At 34.5% G+C, this 14,197-nt stretch carries 15 protein-coding genes; 6 read left to right on the forward strand and 9 right to left on the reverse strand.

What is annotated here, in order from left to right:
• Window positions 1-5 precede the first annotated feature (5 nt).
• Together ftsH and rsfS are read right to left on the reverse strand one after the other, a co-directional pair.
• Entirely contained in the window at window positions 6-1,928 is a 1,923-nt protein-coding gene (ftsH, locus tag OLM57_RS10725) for an ATP-dependent zinc metalloprotease FtsH (RefSeq protein WP_264563690.1), read from the reverse strand.
• Window positions 1,929-1,943: 15 nt separating this feature from the next.
• Window positions 1,944-2,315: a ribosome silencing factor gene (gene rsfS, locus OLM57_RS10730; protein ID WP_264563691.1), complete on the reverse strand. Its 372-nt coding sequence runs from the start codon at window positions 2,313-2,315 to the stop codon at window positions 1,944-1,946.
• 96 nt (window positions 2,316-2,411) lie between these two features.
• Between rsfS and OLM57_RS10735 the strand changes: the two genes are divergently transcribed.
• On the forward strand, window positions 2,412-3,140 hold the full coding sequence (locus OLM57_RS10735; protein WP_264563692.1) for a biotin--[acetyl-CoA-carboxylase] ligase: 729 nt from the start codon (window positions 2,412-2,414) through the stop codon (window positions 3,138-3,140).
• 76 nt (window positions 3,141-3,216) lie between these two features.
• On the opposite strand, the gene OLM57_RS10740 is transcribed toward OLM57_RS10735, so the two are convergent.
• Both OLM57_RS10740 and pyrE read right to left on the reverse strand, forming a co-directional pair.
• Window positions 3,217-3,609, reverse strand: a complete 393-nt coding sequence (locus OLM57_RS10740; RefSeq protein ID WP_264563693.1) for an SRPBCC family protein — start codon at window positions 3,607-3,609, stop codon at window positions 3,217-3,219.
• Between the two features lie 46 nt (window positions 3,610-3,655).
• Window positions 3,656-4,297: an orotate phosphoribosyltransferase gene (gene pyrE, locus OLM57_RS10745; RefSeq protein ID WP_264563694.1), complete on the reverse strand. Its 642-nt coding sequence runs from the start codon at window positions 4,295-4,297 to the stop codon at window positions 3,656-3,658.
• Between the two features lie 7 nt (window positions 4,298-4,304).
• Here pyrE and OLM57_RS10750 point away from each other — a divergent pair, with 7 nt between their 5' ends.
• Window positions 4,305-4,913, forward strand: a complete 609-nt coding sequence (locus tag OLM57_RS10750) for an NUDIX hydrolase (RefSeq protein ID WP_264563695.1) — start codon at window positions 4,305-4,307, stop codon at window positions 4,911-4,913.
• Window positions 4,914-4,966: 53 nt separating this feature from the next.
• Here OLM57_RS10750 and OLM57_RS10755 read toward each other — a convergent pair whose 3' ends face one another.
• A complete protein-coding gene (locus tag OLM57_RS10755; RefSeq protein WP_264563696.1) occupies window positions 4,967-6,697 on the reverse strand; it encodes a M14 family metallopeptidase in 1,731 nt (576 codons plus the stop codon).
• Window positions 6,698-6,826: 129 nt separating this feature from the next.
• On the opposite strand from OLM57_RS10755, the gene OLM57_RS10760 reads away from it, so the two are divergent.
• Window positions 6,827-8,173, forward strand: coding sequence for a DEAD/DEAH box helicase (locus tag OLM57_RS10760; RefSeq protein ID WP_264563697.1), 1,347 nt, complete (start codon window positions 6,827-6,829; stop codon window positions 8,171-8,173).
• A gap of 183 nt (window positions 8,174-8,356) precedes the next feature.
• Window positions 8,357-8,797 (forward strand): hypothetical protein, encoded by a 441-nt coding sequence (locus OLM57_RS10765; RefSeq protein WP_264563698.1) that lies wholly within the window; start codon window positions 8,357-8,359, stop codon window positions 8,795-8,797.
• Between the two features lie 92 nt (window positions 8,798-8,889).
• On the opposite strand, the gene OLM57_RS10770 is transcribed toward OLM57_RS10765, so the two are convergent.
• From OLM57_RS10770 to OLM57_RS10780, 3 genes are all read right to left on the reverse strand, one after another.
• Complete coding sequence (locus OLM57_RS10770) at window positions 8,890-9,468, reverse strand: PhnA domain-containing protein (protein WP_264563699.1); 579 nt, start codon at window positions 9,466-9,468, stop codon at window positions 8,890-8,892.
• A gap of 134 nt (window positions 9,469-9,602) precedes the next feature.
• A complete protein-coding gene (gene coaD / locus OLM57_RS10775; RefSeq protein ID WP_264563700.1) occupies window positions 9,603-10,067 on the reverse strand; it encodes a pantetheine-phosphate adenylyltransferase in 465 nt (154 codons plus the stop codon).
• A gap of 88 nt (window positions 10,068-10,155) precedes the next feature.
• A complete protein-coding gene (locus OLM57_RS10780) occupies window positions 10,156-11,127 on the reverse strand; it encodes a D-alanine--D-alanine ligase (protein ID WP_264563701.1) in 972 nt (323 codons plus the stop codon).
• 117 nt (window positions 11,128-11,244) lie between these two features.
• On the opposite strand from OLM57_RS10780, the gene OLM57_RS10785 reads away from it, so the two are divergent.
• On the forward strand, window positions 11,245-11,862 hold the full coding sequence (locus OLM57_RS10785; protein WP_264563702.1) for a PASTA domain-containing protein: 618 nt from the start codon (window positions 11,245-11,247) through the stop codon (window positions 11,860-11,862).
• Window positions 11,852-12,892, forward strand: a complete 1,041-nt coding sequence (locus OLM57_RS10790; protein ID WP_264563703.1) for an RluA family pseudouridine synthase — start codon at window positions 11,852-11,854, stop codon at window positions 12,890-12,892. The genes OLM57_RS10785 and OLM57_RS10790 overlap by 11 nt, the downstream gene beginning before the upstream one ends.
• A gap of 51 nt (window positions 12,893-12,943) precedes the next feature.
• On the opposite strand, the gene OLM57_RS10795 is transcribed toward OLM57_RS10790, so the two are convergent.
• Window positions 12,944-14,176 carry an ATP-binding cassette domain-containing protein gene (locus OLM57_RS10795; protein ID WP_264563704.1) on the reverse strand — a complete coding sequence of 411 codons (1,233 nt, stop codon included), beginning with the start codon at window positions 14,174-14,176 and terminating at the stop codon, window positions 12,944-12,946.
• Window positions 14,177-14,197 lie beyond the last annotated feature (21 nt).

Consider the following 14,197-nt stretch of genomic DNA (forward strand, 5'->3'; position numbering starts at 1 on the left):
TGTTTTTAAGAGACTACTTCTTCAAGGTTTTTGTCAAAGGTTCTTTTACCGAAAATTGCTTCTAAATCATCTTTAAAAATAACTTCTTTTTCAATTAAAATTGATGCAAGTTGATCTAGTTTATCTTTGTTTTCCTCTAGAATTGCAATAGCTCTTTGGTATTGACTTTCTATTAAATCTGAAATCTCTTTGTCAATTATTTTTGCAGTATCTTCAGAATAAGGTTTTGCAAAACTATACTCACTTTGCCCAGTTGAATCATAATAGGTTACATTTCCAATTTTCTCATTAAGTCCATAAACCGTAACCATGGCACGGGCTTGTTTAGTTACTTTTTCTAAATCACTAAGTGCTCCAGTTGAAATTCTGTCAAAAGTTACTTTTTCGGCAGCTCTACCACCCATTGTAGCACACATTTCGTCAAGCATTTGATCGGTGCGAACAATTAATCTTTCTTCGGGCAAATACCAAGCGGCACCAAGACTTTGTCCACGTGGCACGATAGTTACCTTAATTAATGGTGCAGCATGTTCCAGCATCCAGCTTACTGTTGCATGTCCAGCTTCATGTATTGCAATTGCTCTTTTTTCTTCCGGGGTTACAATTTTATTTTTCTTTTCAAGACCGCCAACAATTCGATCAACAGCATCCAAGAAATCTTGTTTGTCTACTGCTTCTTTGTTATATCTGGCTGCAATCAATGCCGCCTCATTGCAAACATTGGCAATGTCTGCTCCAGAAAAACCAGGTGTTTGTTTTGCTAAAAAGTCAGTATCCAATCCTTCTACTTTTTTCAAAGGAGCGAGATGCACTTTGAATATTTCGGCTCTTTCGCGAATGTCCGGTAAATCAACAAAAATTTGTCTGTCAAAACGTCCAGCACGCATCAAGGCTTTGTCTAAAACATCAGCTCTGTTGGTTGCTGCTAAAACAATCACATTTGAATTGGTACCAAAACCATCCATTTCAGTCAGTAGTTGATTTAAGGTATTTTCTCTTTCGTCATTTCCACCAGACATATTGCTTTTTCCTCTGGCTCTACCTACAGCGTCAATTTCATCGATAAAAATAATGGCTGGAGATTTCTCTTTTGCTTGTTTGAATAGGTCACGCACACGAGAGGCACCTACACCTACAAACATTTCAACAAAATCGGATCCCGATAAAGAGAAAAATGGCACTTGTGCTTCACCGGCAACGGCTTTTGCCAATAATGTTTTTCCTGTTCCGGGCGGGCCAACCAGTAAGGCTCCTTTGGGTATTTTTCCTCCCAGATTGGTGTATTTTTCAGGGTTTTTTAAGAATTCTACAATTTCTTGTATTTCTTCTTTTGCTCCTTCTAAACCTGCAACATCTTTGAAAGTTGTTTTAATATCGGTTTTTTCATCAAAAAGTTTTGCTTTTGATTTTCCAATATTAAAAATTTGACCACCACCACCAGCTCCGCCAGACATTTTGCGCATGATAAAAATCCACACACCAATGATAATAATGATTGGTAATAGACTTACAAAAATATCTGTCCAGTTGCTTTTTGGCAAGAAATTAAAATCTTTTAATTTTCCTTCTGCAACAGCTTTTTCTAATTTGGTTTGAAAAATTTGATCATTTCCAATATCAAAAGAATAGTGAGGTCCTTTGTTTGGTCTGTCCAAAACATCTTTTGCTACTTTTTTGTGTTCAGGATCTTTTAAGGCTTGCGCATTCAAAAATACTTCAGCTTCTGTTTTGTTGTAAACAATAACTTTTTCAATTTGTCCTTTTTCTAAATAGGAATTAAATTTAGATGACGTTAATTGAGAAGGTTCCTGAAAACTAGATCCACCAGTTGCAAAACTAATACCTAAGAAAATTAAGAGAATTGCCGTGTAAATTAACCAAGGACTTACTTTAAATTTATTCGAATTTGGATTATTATCTTTAGCCATTAGAAATTTATTTCTTTAGTATTTATTTTCGATTTTTGTGATTTTTGCATCTCCCCAAAGACTTTCGATATTGTAATATTCACGTATGTGTTTTTGGAATACATGAACTACAATATGTACATAATCCATAAGTACCCATTCAGCTACATCAGAGCCTTCTACGTGCCAAGGTTTGTCTTTTAAGTCTTTTGAAACTGTTTTTTGGATGGAATTTACGATGGCATTCACTTGGGTATTTGAATTACCGTTACAAACTACAAAATAGTCACAAACTGCGGTGTCTATTTCTCTTAAATCTAAAATATCGATATCATTTCCTTTTACTTCTTCTATCCCTTTTATGATGTTTGCTAATAACGCATCATTATTTATAGTCTTTTTCGCCATTTAATTTTTTATATATAAGTTTGTAAAGTTACCATTTTTTGTGATTATTTTTGAACCTTAACATAATATTAAATTATGTTACACAAAAAAACATATATGAAGCTAATCAAACTCGATGCCATAGATTCAACAAATGAGTTTCTTAAAGGGTTGTCAAGTAAACAAGAGCTGCAAAACTACACGGTTGTAACTGCAGAAAATCAATTGAATGGTAAAGGGCAAATGGGCTCAAAATGGGAGTCTGAAGAGGGTAAAAACCTTATTATGAGTGTATTGATAAAGGATTTTCTAACTGATAATGAGACTTTTTTTAATCTAAATATAGTGGTGTCTCTTGCAGTTATTCAGGTTCTTGAAAATTATGCAATTCCTGAATTAAGTATAAAATGGCCTAACGACATTATGTCAGCTAATAAAAAAATAGGTGGCATATTGATTGAAAATAATATAAAAGGGAACGGAACTATTACTTCGATAGTTGGTTTAGGCTTAAATATTAATCAAACGCAGTATGATAATTTGCCAAGGGCATCTTCTCTGGCGGTAATTTGTAATTCCAGTTTTGATAAAGAAGAAATACTTTTTAAGATTATTTCGAAAATGGAAGAATTCATTCCTTTTTATAAAGAAAATGAAGTTTCTCTTTGGAATGAATATAAAAGCAATCTATTTAGAGTTGGGATACCGACAGCTTTTTCAGATGAAAATAATATTAATTTTATGGGAATTATAAAAGGGGTTACTGATGCGGGAAAACTTCAAATTCAATTGGAAGATGACAGCATTTGTGAATACAATCTAAAGGAAGTGCAAATGTTGTATTGATGCAGTACAGCTCAATTATAAAAACGAAAGCCTTTCAGTTTGTTCTGAAAGGCTTTCGTTTTTATTTTAATTTATTTTAAAGTTTGGTCATGTTGTTTGCCAAAGTTTCAATGAATTTTCCAATTGGGCCTTTTATCATCATTGCCATCATTGCATTAAATTCACCTTCAAAATCAAGTTTTACAGCACTTGAACTATCCGAAACAGTTTCAATGTTTGCAACCAAAGTAAAGGGAAGTTTGTCACTAGCTGCTCCCAAAACAATTTTGTTTGGCGCAACTTTTTCTTTCATTTTTAATTTGATTTCTGGCATTCCTTTTAATCCAAAAATAAAAGCATCTTCACCTATTACTTCAAATTTTGCAATATTATCAGGCATTAATTTCTCGAAATTTTTTACATCACTCAACAAATCAAATAATTCCTGACTTGATTTTTCAACCTTAACTTTTGGACTTTCTAAATTCATTTTTTATTTTTTTTTATATCTAAAATCTTTATTTTTATATCTGAAATCAGATTCCCCAAGTCGATGGACTTACATTCCATTCTCTTAAGGTTTGTTCTTCTTCTTCGGTAATGTATTTTTTTGTCACAGCCAAATTTAAAAGGTTTTGATAATTGCTTAGGGTATATAAGTCAATTCTAGCATTTTTAAAGTTCTGATCAGCAACATCAAATCCGTAGGTGAATATTGCGGCCATACCTTTAATATTGGCTCCTGCTTCCCGTAAGCCTTCAACGGCAAGCAAACTACTGTTTCCAGTACTTATTAAATCTTCTATTATTACAACGCTTTGGCCTTTTTGTAAAAACCCTTCTACTTGGTTTTGGCGACCGTGTTTTTTTGGTTCTGGGCGTACATATACAAAAGGCAATCCCATACTCTCTGCAACTAGCATACCTATTCCAATTGCCCCAGTGGCCACACCGGCAATTACATCTGGCTTGCCAAATTGTTTTTCAATATTTTTAGAAAATTCATCTCTGATATAATTTCTTATAGCTGGAAATGAGAGAATTAAGCGGTTGTCGCAATATATAGGCGATTTCCATCCAGAAGCCCATGTAAAAGGATTTCCTGGATTCAATTTAATTGCATTTATTTGCAAAAGCAATTCGGCTGTTTTTTCGGCAGTATCTTTATTAAAAATCATAATACAAATGTATAAAGTTTTTGTTAACGACAAACCACTTTTTTTGACAAATGAAATCTCCAAGGAGACCGATTTTCAATTATTTTTACTTGATAGTATTGATATTGAGCAGGTTATTGTCAAAATGTTTCAAAATAAAATTAAAAAAGCGTATTTGTATCATCCTGATGAAAGTGTGATTATGAAAACGTTGAAAGCAAAAATTCCTGTAAATAAAGCTGGAGGCGGTTTAGTTTATAATAAAAAAGGGGAGGTTTTGTTCATTTTTAGAAATGGAAAATGGGATTTGCCAAAAGGAGGTACCGAAAAAGGCGAGTTAATCGAAGATACCGCAATGCGCGAAGTAGAAGAAGAAACCGGTGTAAATGGTCTCACAGTTGTTAGAAAACTTCAAAAGACCTATCATGTTTTTAAACGCAATGGAAAATATAAATTAAAAATAACCCATTGGTTTGAAATGAATTCTGATTTTGAAGGCATCCCAATAGGGCAATTGGAAGAAGGAATTGAGAAAGTGGCTTGGTTTAAGCCAAATGAAATTCCGGAAGCTTTGACAAACTCTTATGAAAATATAAAACTGTTATTTGAAGAAGAATCTGAAGATCATGAAGTTTAAAAGTTAATTAAAAAGGCTCAATTCAGATTGATTTGAGCCTTTTTTGTTTTTTATTAATTTACTTTTCTATAAACAGGATATTGCAAGTGCGCTTTTTCATAATAAACAGAATGTTTGTAAATCCAGTTTAATTGTGCTTCGCTATCTTTTGCGAATTTTGAATCTTCAAGAATTTTTTTATCTAATTCATATTTTAATTTGGGGTTTTCCTTTAATAGCTGAGCGGCTAGATCTTCAAATACGTACTCAGAATATCCCTCTTTTTGTTGTAAAATGGTATCAAAAAAGTTCCAATTAAAAAAGGAATCAATTGCTTCCGGTTCCAATGTTTCCAATAAATATTTAACGGCTTTTTGGCTAGTTGAAAAAACGTAATCCCCTTTGGCGAAAGCCTTATTTTCTCTCTTGGCAATTACCTGCGTTTTTCTGTGTGGATAATGGCCTTCGTAAGCGGTATTTGAGGTTTTGTAATCTGCTATTTTATAGCTTTCTACCTCGATTATGGTGTCTTTTTTTAATTGTGTAAACGAACAATTGTTGCTTTTTAGTAATTCGATCACATTCCAATATCCTTTTGGAATGATATAGGATTCCGGAATAGTAACATCTTTTACAGATTTATATTCTTTGATGTAAGGGATACTTTTTTGGTACGGTTTTGATCGGTCGTAAAACAAGCGTTGCCCCTTTGTAGCTTCGCTTTTCTTGAAGCTGGCTTCGTATCCCGAAAACAGAAATGTGGTAATTTTTGTGCTGTCAATTTGCCATTCAATTGGATAGGAAGATTTTGGTTTGTATTGTTCTTCATTTTTTAATCGCAAATGTTTTATTTTTTGATAATTGGTATCTGTAAAAGCAATTGTTGAGAGCATGTATTCATAAGTTGCTTTTACACGTTCAGCATATTTTTTGAGCATGTGAGTTTCGACCACAAACCCAATAGTGTTAAACAATGAGGTGTATCCTGTTGTATATCTTGGGCTATCAGAGAATTGTACAAAACCATTGTCAGGTGTTTCTTCAAAAGCATTGACATACGGAGTGGTTTTGATATTTTTTTTCTCTAAATCGGTTACAATAAAAGGCATCATTTCGGTATTTAAATAATCACCCAACACAGTGCCTAATTTGTTATGCTGTGTCATTATATACGTTAGTTTGTATTGATAATCGGCACCGTTGCTCACGTGGTTGTCTATAAAAACATCGGGATTTATTTTATGAAAAATAGCGACGAAACTTTTGGTATTACGGGTGTCGGATTTAATCATATCCCGATTTAAGTCATAGTTTCTGGCGTTTCCTCTAAAGCCATATTCTTCCGGCCCTTCTTGATTGACTCTTGTGGTCGAATTTCGGTTTAGCGCCCCACCAATATTATAAATGGGGATAGTTACAATGACAGTGTTTTTCGGCGCTTTGACTTTGCCTGTTGCCAAATCACGAAACAGTTGCATAGTCGCATCTATTCCGTCTGGTTCTCCAGCATGTATGCCATTATTGATGAGAAGTACAGCTTTGTTTTTCTGAATTTCCTCAAAGTTGAAATTTTTATCAGGATTGAAAGTGATTATGTGCAATGGTTCTCCACTGTCTGTCAATCCCATTTCTTGCATTTGTAAGGTTGGGAAATCATGCGCCAATATTTTATAATAATCCATCGTTTTTTGGTATGTTGCCGATTGATTTCCGTTCCCTTTTTCGAAAAAAGTATCGTATTTATTGTTTTTTTGTGCAAATAATGAAGAAGCAAAAATTAGAAAACAAAACGGCAATAATTTCATGATTGTGAATTTAAAATAGAGAATCCAAAAGTAATTATTTTTGCATTCAATTATTTATAATTTGATTTTGCATTTTGCCGATCATTAAAAACTGAATACAAAACACTTTTTTTAAACTACCTTTGCAAAATGAATAAGAAACACCATTCCAACAATATACTTTTGAATTTAGGCATCGAAAGTCTAAACGAAATGCAAGAACTAGCGCAAGATGCTATTCTTAACGATAATAATATTTTATTGCTTTCGCCAACGGGTTCCGGAAAAACATTAGCTTTTTTATTACCTGTTTTAGAAATGCTGCAACCCGAAATTCTGTCGGTTCAATGTTTAATTTTGGTTCCATCACGTGAATTGGGCCTGCAAATTGAACAGGTTTGGAAAAAAATGGGTACCGATTATAAAGTTAATGTTTGCTACGGTGGGCATTCGATTGAAACAGAAATAAAAAATCTAAGCAATCCGCCAGCAGTTTTAATAGGCACTCCAGGCCGAATTGCCGATCATATTGACAGAGGAACTTTTCGCTTGGACAAAATTCAAACTTTGATTCTAGATGAGTTTGATAAATCTTTGCAACTGGGTTTTCACGAACAAATGTCCTTTATCATTGGTAAATTAGCAAAACTCAACAAACGGGTGTTGGTTTCGGCAACATCGGATATTGAAATTCCAAAATATACAAGAGTCGTTAATCCTACCATTTTGGATTTTATACCCGAAAAGGAGCAGGAAACAAATTTGTCTATGAAAATGGTAGTTTCGAAAGAAAAAGACAAAATAGGAAGTTTGTTCAATTTGATTTGTTCTTTGAAATCCCAATCGGCTATTGTTTTTTGCAACCATCGTGATGCCGCAGAACGAATTAGTGATACGTTAAACGAAAAAGGAATTTACTCCACTTATTATCATGGTGGAATGGATCAGGAGGAGCGTGAAAGGGCGTTAATTCAATTTCGAAATGGAAGTGTGAGTTATTTAATCACCACCGATTTGGCAGCCCGAGGACTGGATATTCCTGAAATGAATCATGTGATTCATTATCATTTACCATTAAAAGCGGATGAGTTTACGCATAGAAATGGACGTACGGCTCGTATGCTAGCCTCTGGAACTGCTTATATCATCGCACATGAAAGCGAGAAAAAATTGGATTATATTAATTACGGAATGGAAGTTTTGAAATTAGAAAATTCAACTTCATTGCCAAAACCGCCAGAGTTTCAGACGATCTACATCAGTGGCGGAAAGAAAAATAAATTGAACAAAATAGATATCGTTGGTTTCTTTTCTCAAAAAGGGAATTTAGAAAAAGGAGACTTGGGATTGATCGAGGTAAAGGATTTTATCTCGTTCGCGGCAGTAAAATTTAATAAAGTAAAAGATTTACTTCATGCTATAAAAGAAGAAAAAATGAAAGGCAAGAAATTTAAAATTGAAGTAGCAAGAAAAGTCATTAAAAAAGACGAGGAATAATACTTAGTGTTTTTTTAAATTAGTTTGTTATCGTTGTTGTGTCAGGCTTTTATAATTTACAAACAAAAAAAGTAGATTAATGTTGATAAATAAATGAATTAAAGAAAAAGTTAATTTTATTTATTATTATGTTTGCGCACAAATACTTACCTATTGAGTATATCATTAAACCCCAAATACATTATGAAAAAAATTATTGCAATTGCTGTTTTGTTTATTAGTTCTATTGGATTTAGCCAAATTAAGGTTTTAGAAACTGTGCCAGTAGAGAAATTAGGTCGAGTGAATAATAGCTTTTATGTTCAAAAAATTGGTGATGAGTATACTTTCTTTTATACTACATCTCCAAGTGAAGGAGAAGAGTCTAGCTTGAAAGCATTTACATTCAAAAACATTGATAATGCGTATCAAAGTTTGTATAAAATTATGTCTGGTGGTTTTACAGCTAGTCCATTGAATGATGTAAAATTGGAATTACCTAATAATTATGTTTGGTTGCATTATATTGTGAGCTCTGATAAAACAAATGTGCAATTTATGGTTACTAATAAAGAATCAAATATTACTAACATTTCTGAGCCATTATCTAAAGAACAAGTAGAGAAATTGTTTCAAAAAAGCTAAATTTTAGTATTCTTATTTTAGAATAAAAAGTTATCTAAAAAAAAAACGTCCCGAAATACATCGGGACGTTTTTGGTTTTGTGCAATTTTAGACTATATTTTCTTAACGTATTGTGTGATAATTACAATTTGTTGTCCGTCGACTTTTCCTTCAATGTATTCGGCATTTTCGTGATCCAAACGAATGTTACGTACCGAAGTTCCTTGTTTGGCAACCATACTTGATCCTTTTACTTTTAGATCTTTGATTAAAACAACCGAATCTCCATGAGTTAAAATTACCCCATTTACATCGCGGTGTATGATTTTGTTTTCGTCATCTTCTCCTTCTCCTGTTGCTTGCGCCCATGCTAGTGTGTCTTCGTCAAAATACATTTGCTCCAACAATTCTTGGGGCCAGCCATTTTTGCGTAAACGACTTAACATTCTCCAGGCTACCACTTGTACAGGAACGTATTCACTCCACATACTGTCGTTCAAACATCTCCAGTGGTTTAAATCTTCATGCCCTGGATTCTCAATTTGATCAATACAAGTAGCACAGGCAAAAATGCTTTCGTCCAATCCGCCTTTTTTGGCAGGTAATACTTGGTATTCTTTTAAGTTTTCGGTCGCAGCACATAATTCACATTGGGAACCGCTGCGTTTATTTAATTCTCTTTCGAAGCTCATTATAAAGTGTGTGTTATTTTAGGTTGCAAAATTACGGTTATTTCGTAGGTTTCGCAAATTTATGTTTTGGAGGGATAGATTATCATTTTTTGCAAATGTCTACCAATTGTAATGATTTAAATGACAAATAAAAACTACTTATGCAGTTTAACTCTTACCGCTTCAGGGACCAGCATTTCGTATTCACCATAATTTCGAATAACATCTCTCACGATGCTGGAACTAATATAAGAAGTTCGGGCTGCGGTCAATAAAAAGACAGTTTCTATTTTGGATAATCGTCTGTTGGTGTGTGCGATGGCTTTTTCGAATTCGAAATCAGCTGGATTGCGGAGTCCTCTGAGGATAAAATCGGCTTTGATTTTATGACACAGGTCGATGGTTAAACCTTCGTAAGTAATAACAGTAACTTTAGGCTCGTTTTTGAATGTCTCTTCAATGAAACGTTTTCTTTCTTCGAGGGTAAACATGTATTTTTTTTCGGCATTGACTCCAATGGCAATTACAATTTCATCAAAAAGCGAAATACCTCTGTTGATGATGTCTTCGTGACCTAAAGTGATAGGGTCAAACGATCCCGGGAATATGGCTTTCTTCATTTTTTTAAGTTTCTAAGATTCTGAGTTTCTAAGATTCTGAGAATTAGTATCTCACGCCCAATGATTATCGGGATTGTTACTTAGTAACTTAATTAAGTGCTAACTCTATTGCATTTGTAAATAAATCTTCCAAAGATATTCCTGCTGCTTTGGCTTGTTGCGGAATCAAACTTTCGGTAGTAAGACCTGGGATGGTGTTCATTTCGAGCATGTGCGGTTCGCCGTCTACAATGATGAACTCGCTTCTGGAGAAACCTTTCATTTTGAGCACTTCGTAAGCACGTTTGGCAATTTCTCCCACTTTTTGGGTCATTTCATCTGAGATTCTCGCCGGAGTAATTTCCTGTGATTTGCCATGATACTTGGCTTCATAATCGAAGAAATCATTTTCGGAAACAATTTCGGTAATGGGCAAAACGGTAATGATTCCTTTGTAATTAATCACTCCAACAGAAACTTCTGTACCGTCAAGAAAACTTTCTATGATGATTTCGTTGTCTTCCTTATAGGCAATTTCGATAGCAATTGGCAATTCAGCTGCAGTTTTTACTTTTGAAATTCCGAAGCTTGAACCTGCTTTGTTTGGTTTTACAAAACAAGGCAAGCCTAATTTTTGTACAATTTCATCGGTCTTAATGATGTCGCCTTTATTTAGATAGTAAGAAGTAGCGGTTTTTATTCCGTATGGTTTTAAGACTGACAATAAATCGCGTTTGTTGAATGTTAATGCAGCTTGGTAATAATCGCAGGCAGTTTGTGGAATGTTTAACAATTCGAAATAAGCTTGCATCAATCCGTCTTCGCCTGGTGTTCCGTGAATGGCATTGAAAACGCAGTCGAAAGTTTGTTTGGAGCCATTTATATTTACCGAAAAATCATTTCTGTCAATCGGGAATTCTGCATCATTGGCATCAACATATACCCATTTTTCTTTAAAAATATGAATGCGGAAGGCATTGTATTTGGTTTTGTCCAAGAATTGATAAACTACGTTTCCGCTGATGAGTGAGATCTTGTATTCGCTGGAATAGCCGCCCATGATGATGGCAATGTTTTTCATTTTATACGTTTAATTGGTTAAACGTTTAACCGATTAACCGATTAAACGTATTCTAAACAAAATTATCATTTTTTTTGAAACGAAATAGGTTTATCTTTGCGGGAAATAAAAATATTTATGAGCTTAAAAAAATATCTTACGAGTCGTGTATTTTTTGGACAAGTAGCGATTGCGCTTGCCATTATTGCAGTTTTGGGTTATTTATTCATGCATTGGCTGACATTTACAACAGATCATGGGCATGAAATAACAGTTCCCGATTTGAGAAAATTGACAGAGGAACAAGTGGAAGATAAGTTGGATGAATTGGATTTGGATTATGAACTTTTGGACAGTGTTGATTTTAGGGGAGATTTTCCAAAATACAGTGTGGTTGAACAAGATCCTATGCCAGGAACTAAAGTGAAAGTGGGCAGAAAAGTATATATTAAAATCAATTCTTCGGGGTTTTCGTCTGTGCGAATTCCTGATCTCATTGAAAAAACATACCGTGAAGCAGTGCCAACGCTAAAAGCTTTGGGACTTGAGGAAGGAACAATCACATATGTACCAAATTTAGGAAAAGACATGGTGCTGGAAATGCGCTATAAAGGCAGAAATTTGAAAGTCGGGGACAGAGTTTTGAAAGCCTCTAAAATTGATTTGGTATTGGGAGATGGAAAAGAAAGTTATCAAGAAGAAGCTGTGGATAGTTTAGCTACTCCAACACAAGAAACACCAACGAATGAGCAATAATAGTGATCCAATAGAAGAACTAGACGAAGAATTATTTGAACATTACAAGTTTGAGGTTCCAAAAGGGCAGGCCATTTTGCGAATTGACAAATATTTGATGGGTTTAATTCAAAATGCTACACGAAATAAGATTCAGAATGCAGCGACCGAAGGGAACATTTTTGTAAATGATGTCCCCGTGAAGTCCAATTATAAAGTAAAACCTTTTGATGTTGTTCAGGTGATGTTGTCACATCCGCCTTTCGAAAATAGGGTCGATCCTGAAGATATTCCGTTGGATATTGTTTATGAAGATGAGGCACTTTTGTTAATAAATAAGCCTCCTGGATTGGTAGTACACCCTGGTCATGGTAATTATACCGGAACTCTTGTAAATGCACTGGCGTTTCATTTTGAGAATTTGCCAATGAACAGCAGCGAGCGTCCAGGATTGGTTCATAGAATTGATAAGGATACTTCGGGATTGTTGGTTATTGCCAAGACCGAAGCTGCCATGACGCATTTGGCCAAACAATTTGAAGCCAAAACATCCGAAAGAGAATATATTGCGCTAGTTTGGGGCAATGTTGCAGCAGAAGAAGGAACAATTGAAGGAAACTTAGCGAGACATTTGAAAGACCGCATGCAAATGGCTGTTTTTGCCGATCCTGAAATAGGGAAGCCAGCGATAACACATTATAAGGTACTCGAGCGTTTTGGTTATGTGACGTTGATTTCATGCCGACTGGAAACGGGCAGAACACATCAAATTCGTGCACACTTGAAACATATCGGTCATCCACTTTTTAATGATGAGCGTTATGGTGGTCATTTGATTTTAAAAGGGACTACGTTTACCAAATACAAACAGTTTATTGAGAATTGCTTCAAAGCTTTGCCACGTCAGGCATTGCATGCAAAAACACTTGGCTTTATACATCCTACTACTAAAGAAATGATGCGTTTTGACACAGAATTGCCTCAGGATTTTCAGGATTGTATCGAGAAATGGAGAGGGTATTCCAAATCCCATCATGCTGAAGAAGATTAATGAAAATAGAAGCCTCAATTTTGAGGCTTTTTTTATGGAATAAATATTTTTTTAGTTTTCCGAATGATAGTGTATGATTCCTTTTGAACCACTTGGACTTGGAATTAATTCTAAAACGGAGTCCGGATAAAGATTCGGTTCCATTCGATGGGAAACAAATAAAATAGTACTGTTGGTTTCTTTTTTTATGGTATTGATAAGTTGTATTACCAAGGCTACATTATGGTCGTCCAATCCTTCAAGAGGTTCATCTAAGACTAATAATGGGGGATGTTTGATAACCGCACGAGTGATAAGCGCTACTCTTTGTTGTCCGATAGAAAGACGATTGAAAATTTTGTTTTTTAGATGACTCATCTCGATTAATTCTAGCCATTGCGAGACTATTCTTTTTTGTAAGCTTGTGGGTTCTGTATACAATCCAATAGAATCAAAGAAACCAGAGAGAATCATTTCTTCCAGATTATACCTTTTATTAAATAAGTCGGTCATGGCTGTATTGAAATAACCAATTTGTTTTTTGATATCCCAGACACTTTCCCCACTGCCTTTTTTTCTTCCAAATAGTTCAACATCTTGCCCATAACCTTTTGAATTGTCACCTGATATGAGAGATAATAGGGTGCTTTTTCCAGAGCCATTAGGGCCAATAAGTTGCCAGAATTCGCCTTGTCTTATAGTCCAAGAAAGGGAGTCTATAATTGGCCTTTCATCATAACTTACGTTTATAGAATTCATTTTGACTAGAACGCGATTATCAAAAACTTCTTGGTGAATTGGCATTTTATAACTGTCGTTTTCAATAGAATTCTTTTTAATTGCGTTTATGGTTTTCAATTCAAATGAATTATTGTCAATTTGTGCTTTATTACGAATAAAAGCAAGCAAATCGTCAATTCGATTGACCAATTGAATAATACGAACGGAATTTGAGATATTTTCGATTGCCGCTGTTAATTCAATTCTTGAAGCATGATCCAAATGATCTAAAGGATTGTCCAGAATGATGTAATCCGGCTTTTGTTTGAGGCAATATATTAAAAATTCCTTTTTTCGTTCACCCGATGAAAAGGTACGCAGGTTTCGTTTGGATTCGGCTGTAGCTTCAATGGATTCGTATTGGTATTCCTGTTCGATTAATTTTTGGATGGAAATATCTGAATACAGGATTCCTTTTAAATTATTGAAGTCAGCTAATTCTCCTTGAATTTCTCCAGATAATAGTGTATTTATAAAGATTTTTTTATCGACTTGATTGGATAAAAGGATGTCCCAATGTTTCATTTTGGATGGGTATTTTTCGAT

The organism is Flavobacterium sp. N3904 (assembly GCF_025947305.1).
GTDB lineage: Bacteria > Bacteroidota > Bacteroidia > Flavobacteriales > Flavobacteriaceae > Flavobacterium.

Coding starts and splice junctions, on each gene's coding strand:
- rsfS (WP_264563691.1), bottom strand. CDS start 2,315: ATGGCGAAAAAGACTATAAATAATGATGCGTTATTAGCAAACATCATA.
- OLM57_RS10750 (WP_264563695.1), top strand. CDS start 4,305: ATGTATAAAGTTTTTGTTAACGACAAACCACTTTTTTTGACAAATGAA.
- OLM57_RS10765 (WP_264563698.1), top strand. CDS start 8,357: ATGAAAAAAATTATTGCAATTGCTGTTTTGTTTATTAGTTCTATTGGA.
- OLM57_RS10780 (WP_264563701.1), bottom strand. CDS start 11,127: ATGAAAAACATTGCCATCATCATGGGCGGCTATTCCAGCGAATACAAG.
- pyrE (WP_264563694.1), bottom strand. CDS start 4,297: ATGATTTTTAATAAAGATACTGCCGAAAAAACAGCCGAATTGCTTTTG.
- OLM57_RS10770 (WP_264563699.1), bottom strand. CDS start 9,468: ATGAGCTTCGAAAGAGAATTAAATAAACGCAGCGGTTCCCAATGTGAA.
- OLM57_RS10785 (WP_264563702.1), top strand. CDS start 11,245: ATGAGCTTAAAAAAATATCTTACGAGTCGTGTATTTTTTGGACAAGTA.
- OLM57_RS10795 (WP_264563704.1), bottom strand. CDS start 14,176: ATGAAACATTGGGACATCCTTTTATCCAATCAAGTCGATAAAAAAATC.
- coaD (WP_264563700.1), bottom strand. CDS start 10,067: ATGAAGAAAGCCATATTCCCGGGATCGTTTGACCCTATCACTTTAGGT.
- ftsH (WP_264563690.1), bottom strand. CDS start 1,928: ATGGCTAAAGATAATAATCCAAATTCGAATAAATTTAAAGTAAGTCCT.
- OLM57_RS10735 (WP_264563692.1), top strand. CDS start 2,412: ATGAAGCTAATCAAACTCGATGCCATAGATTCAACAAATGAGTTTCTT.
- OLM57_RS10755 (WP_264563696.1), bottom strand. CDS start 6,697: ATGAAATTATTGCCGTTTTGTTTTCTAATTTTTGCTTCTTCATTATTT.
- OLM57_RS10740 (WP_264563693.1), bottom strand. CDS start 3,609: ATGAATTTAGAAAGTCCAAAAGTTAAGGTTGAAAAATCAAGTCAGGAA.
- OLM57_RS10760 (WP_264563697.1), top strand. CDS start 6,827: ATGAATAAGAAACACCATTCCAACAATATACTTTTGAATTTAGGCATC.
- OLM57_RS10790 (WP_264563703.1), top strand. CDS start 11,852: ATGAGCAATAATAGTGATCCAATAGAAGAACTAGACGAAGAATTATTT.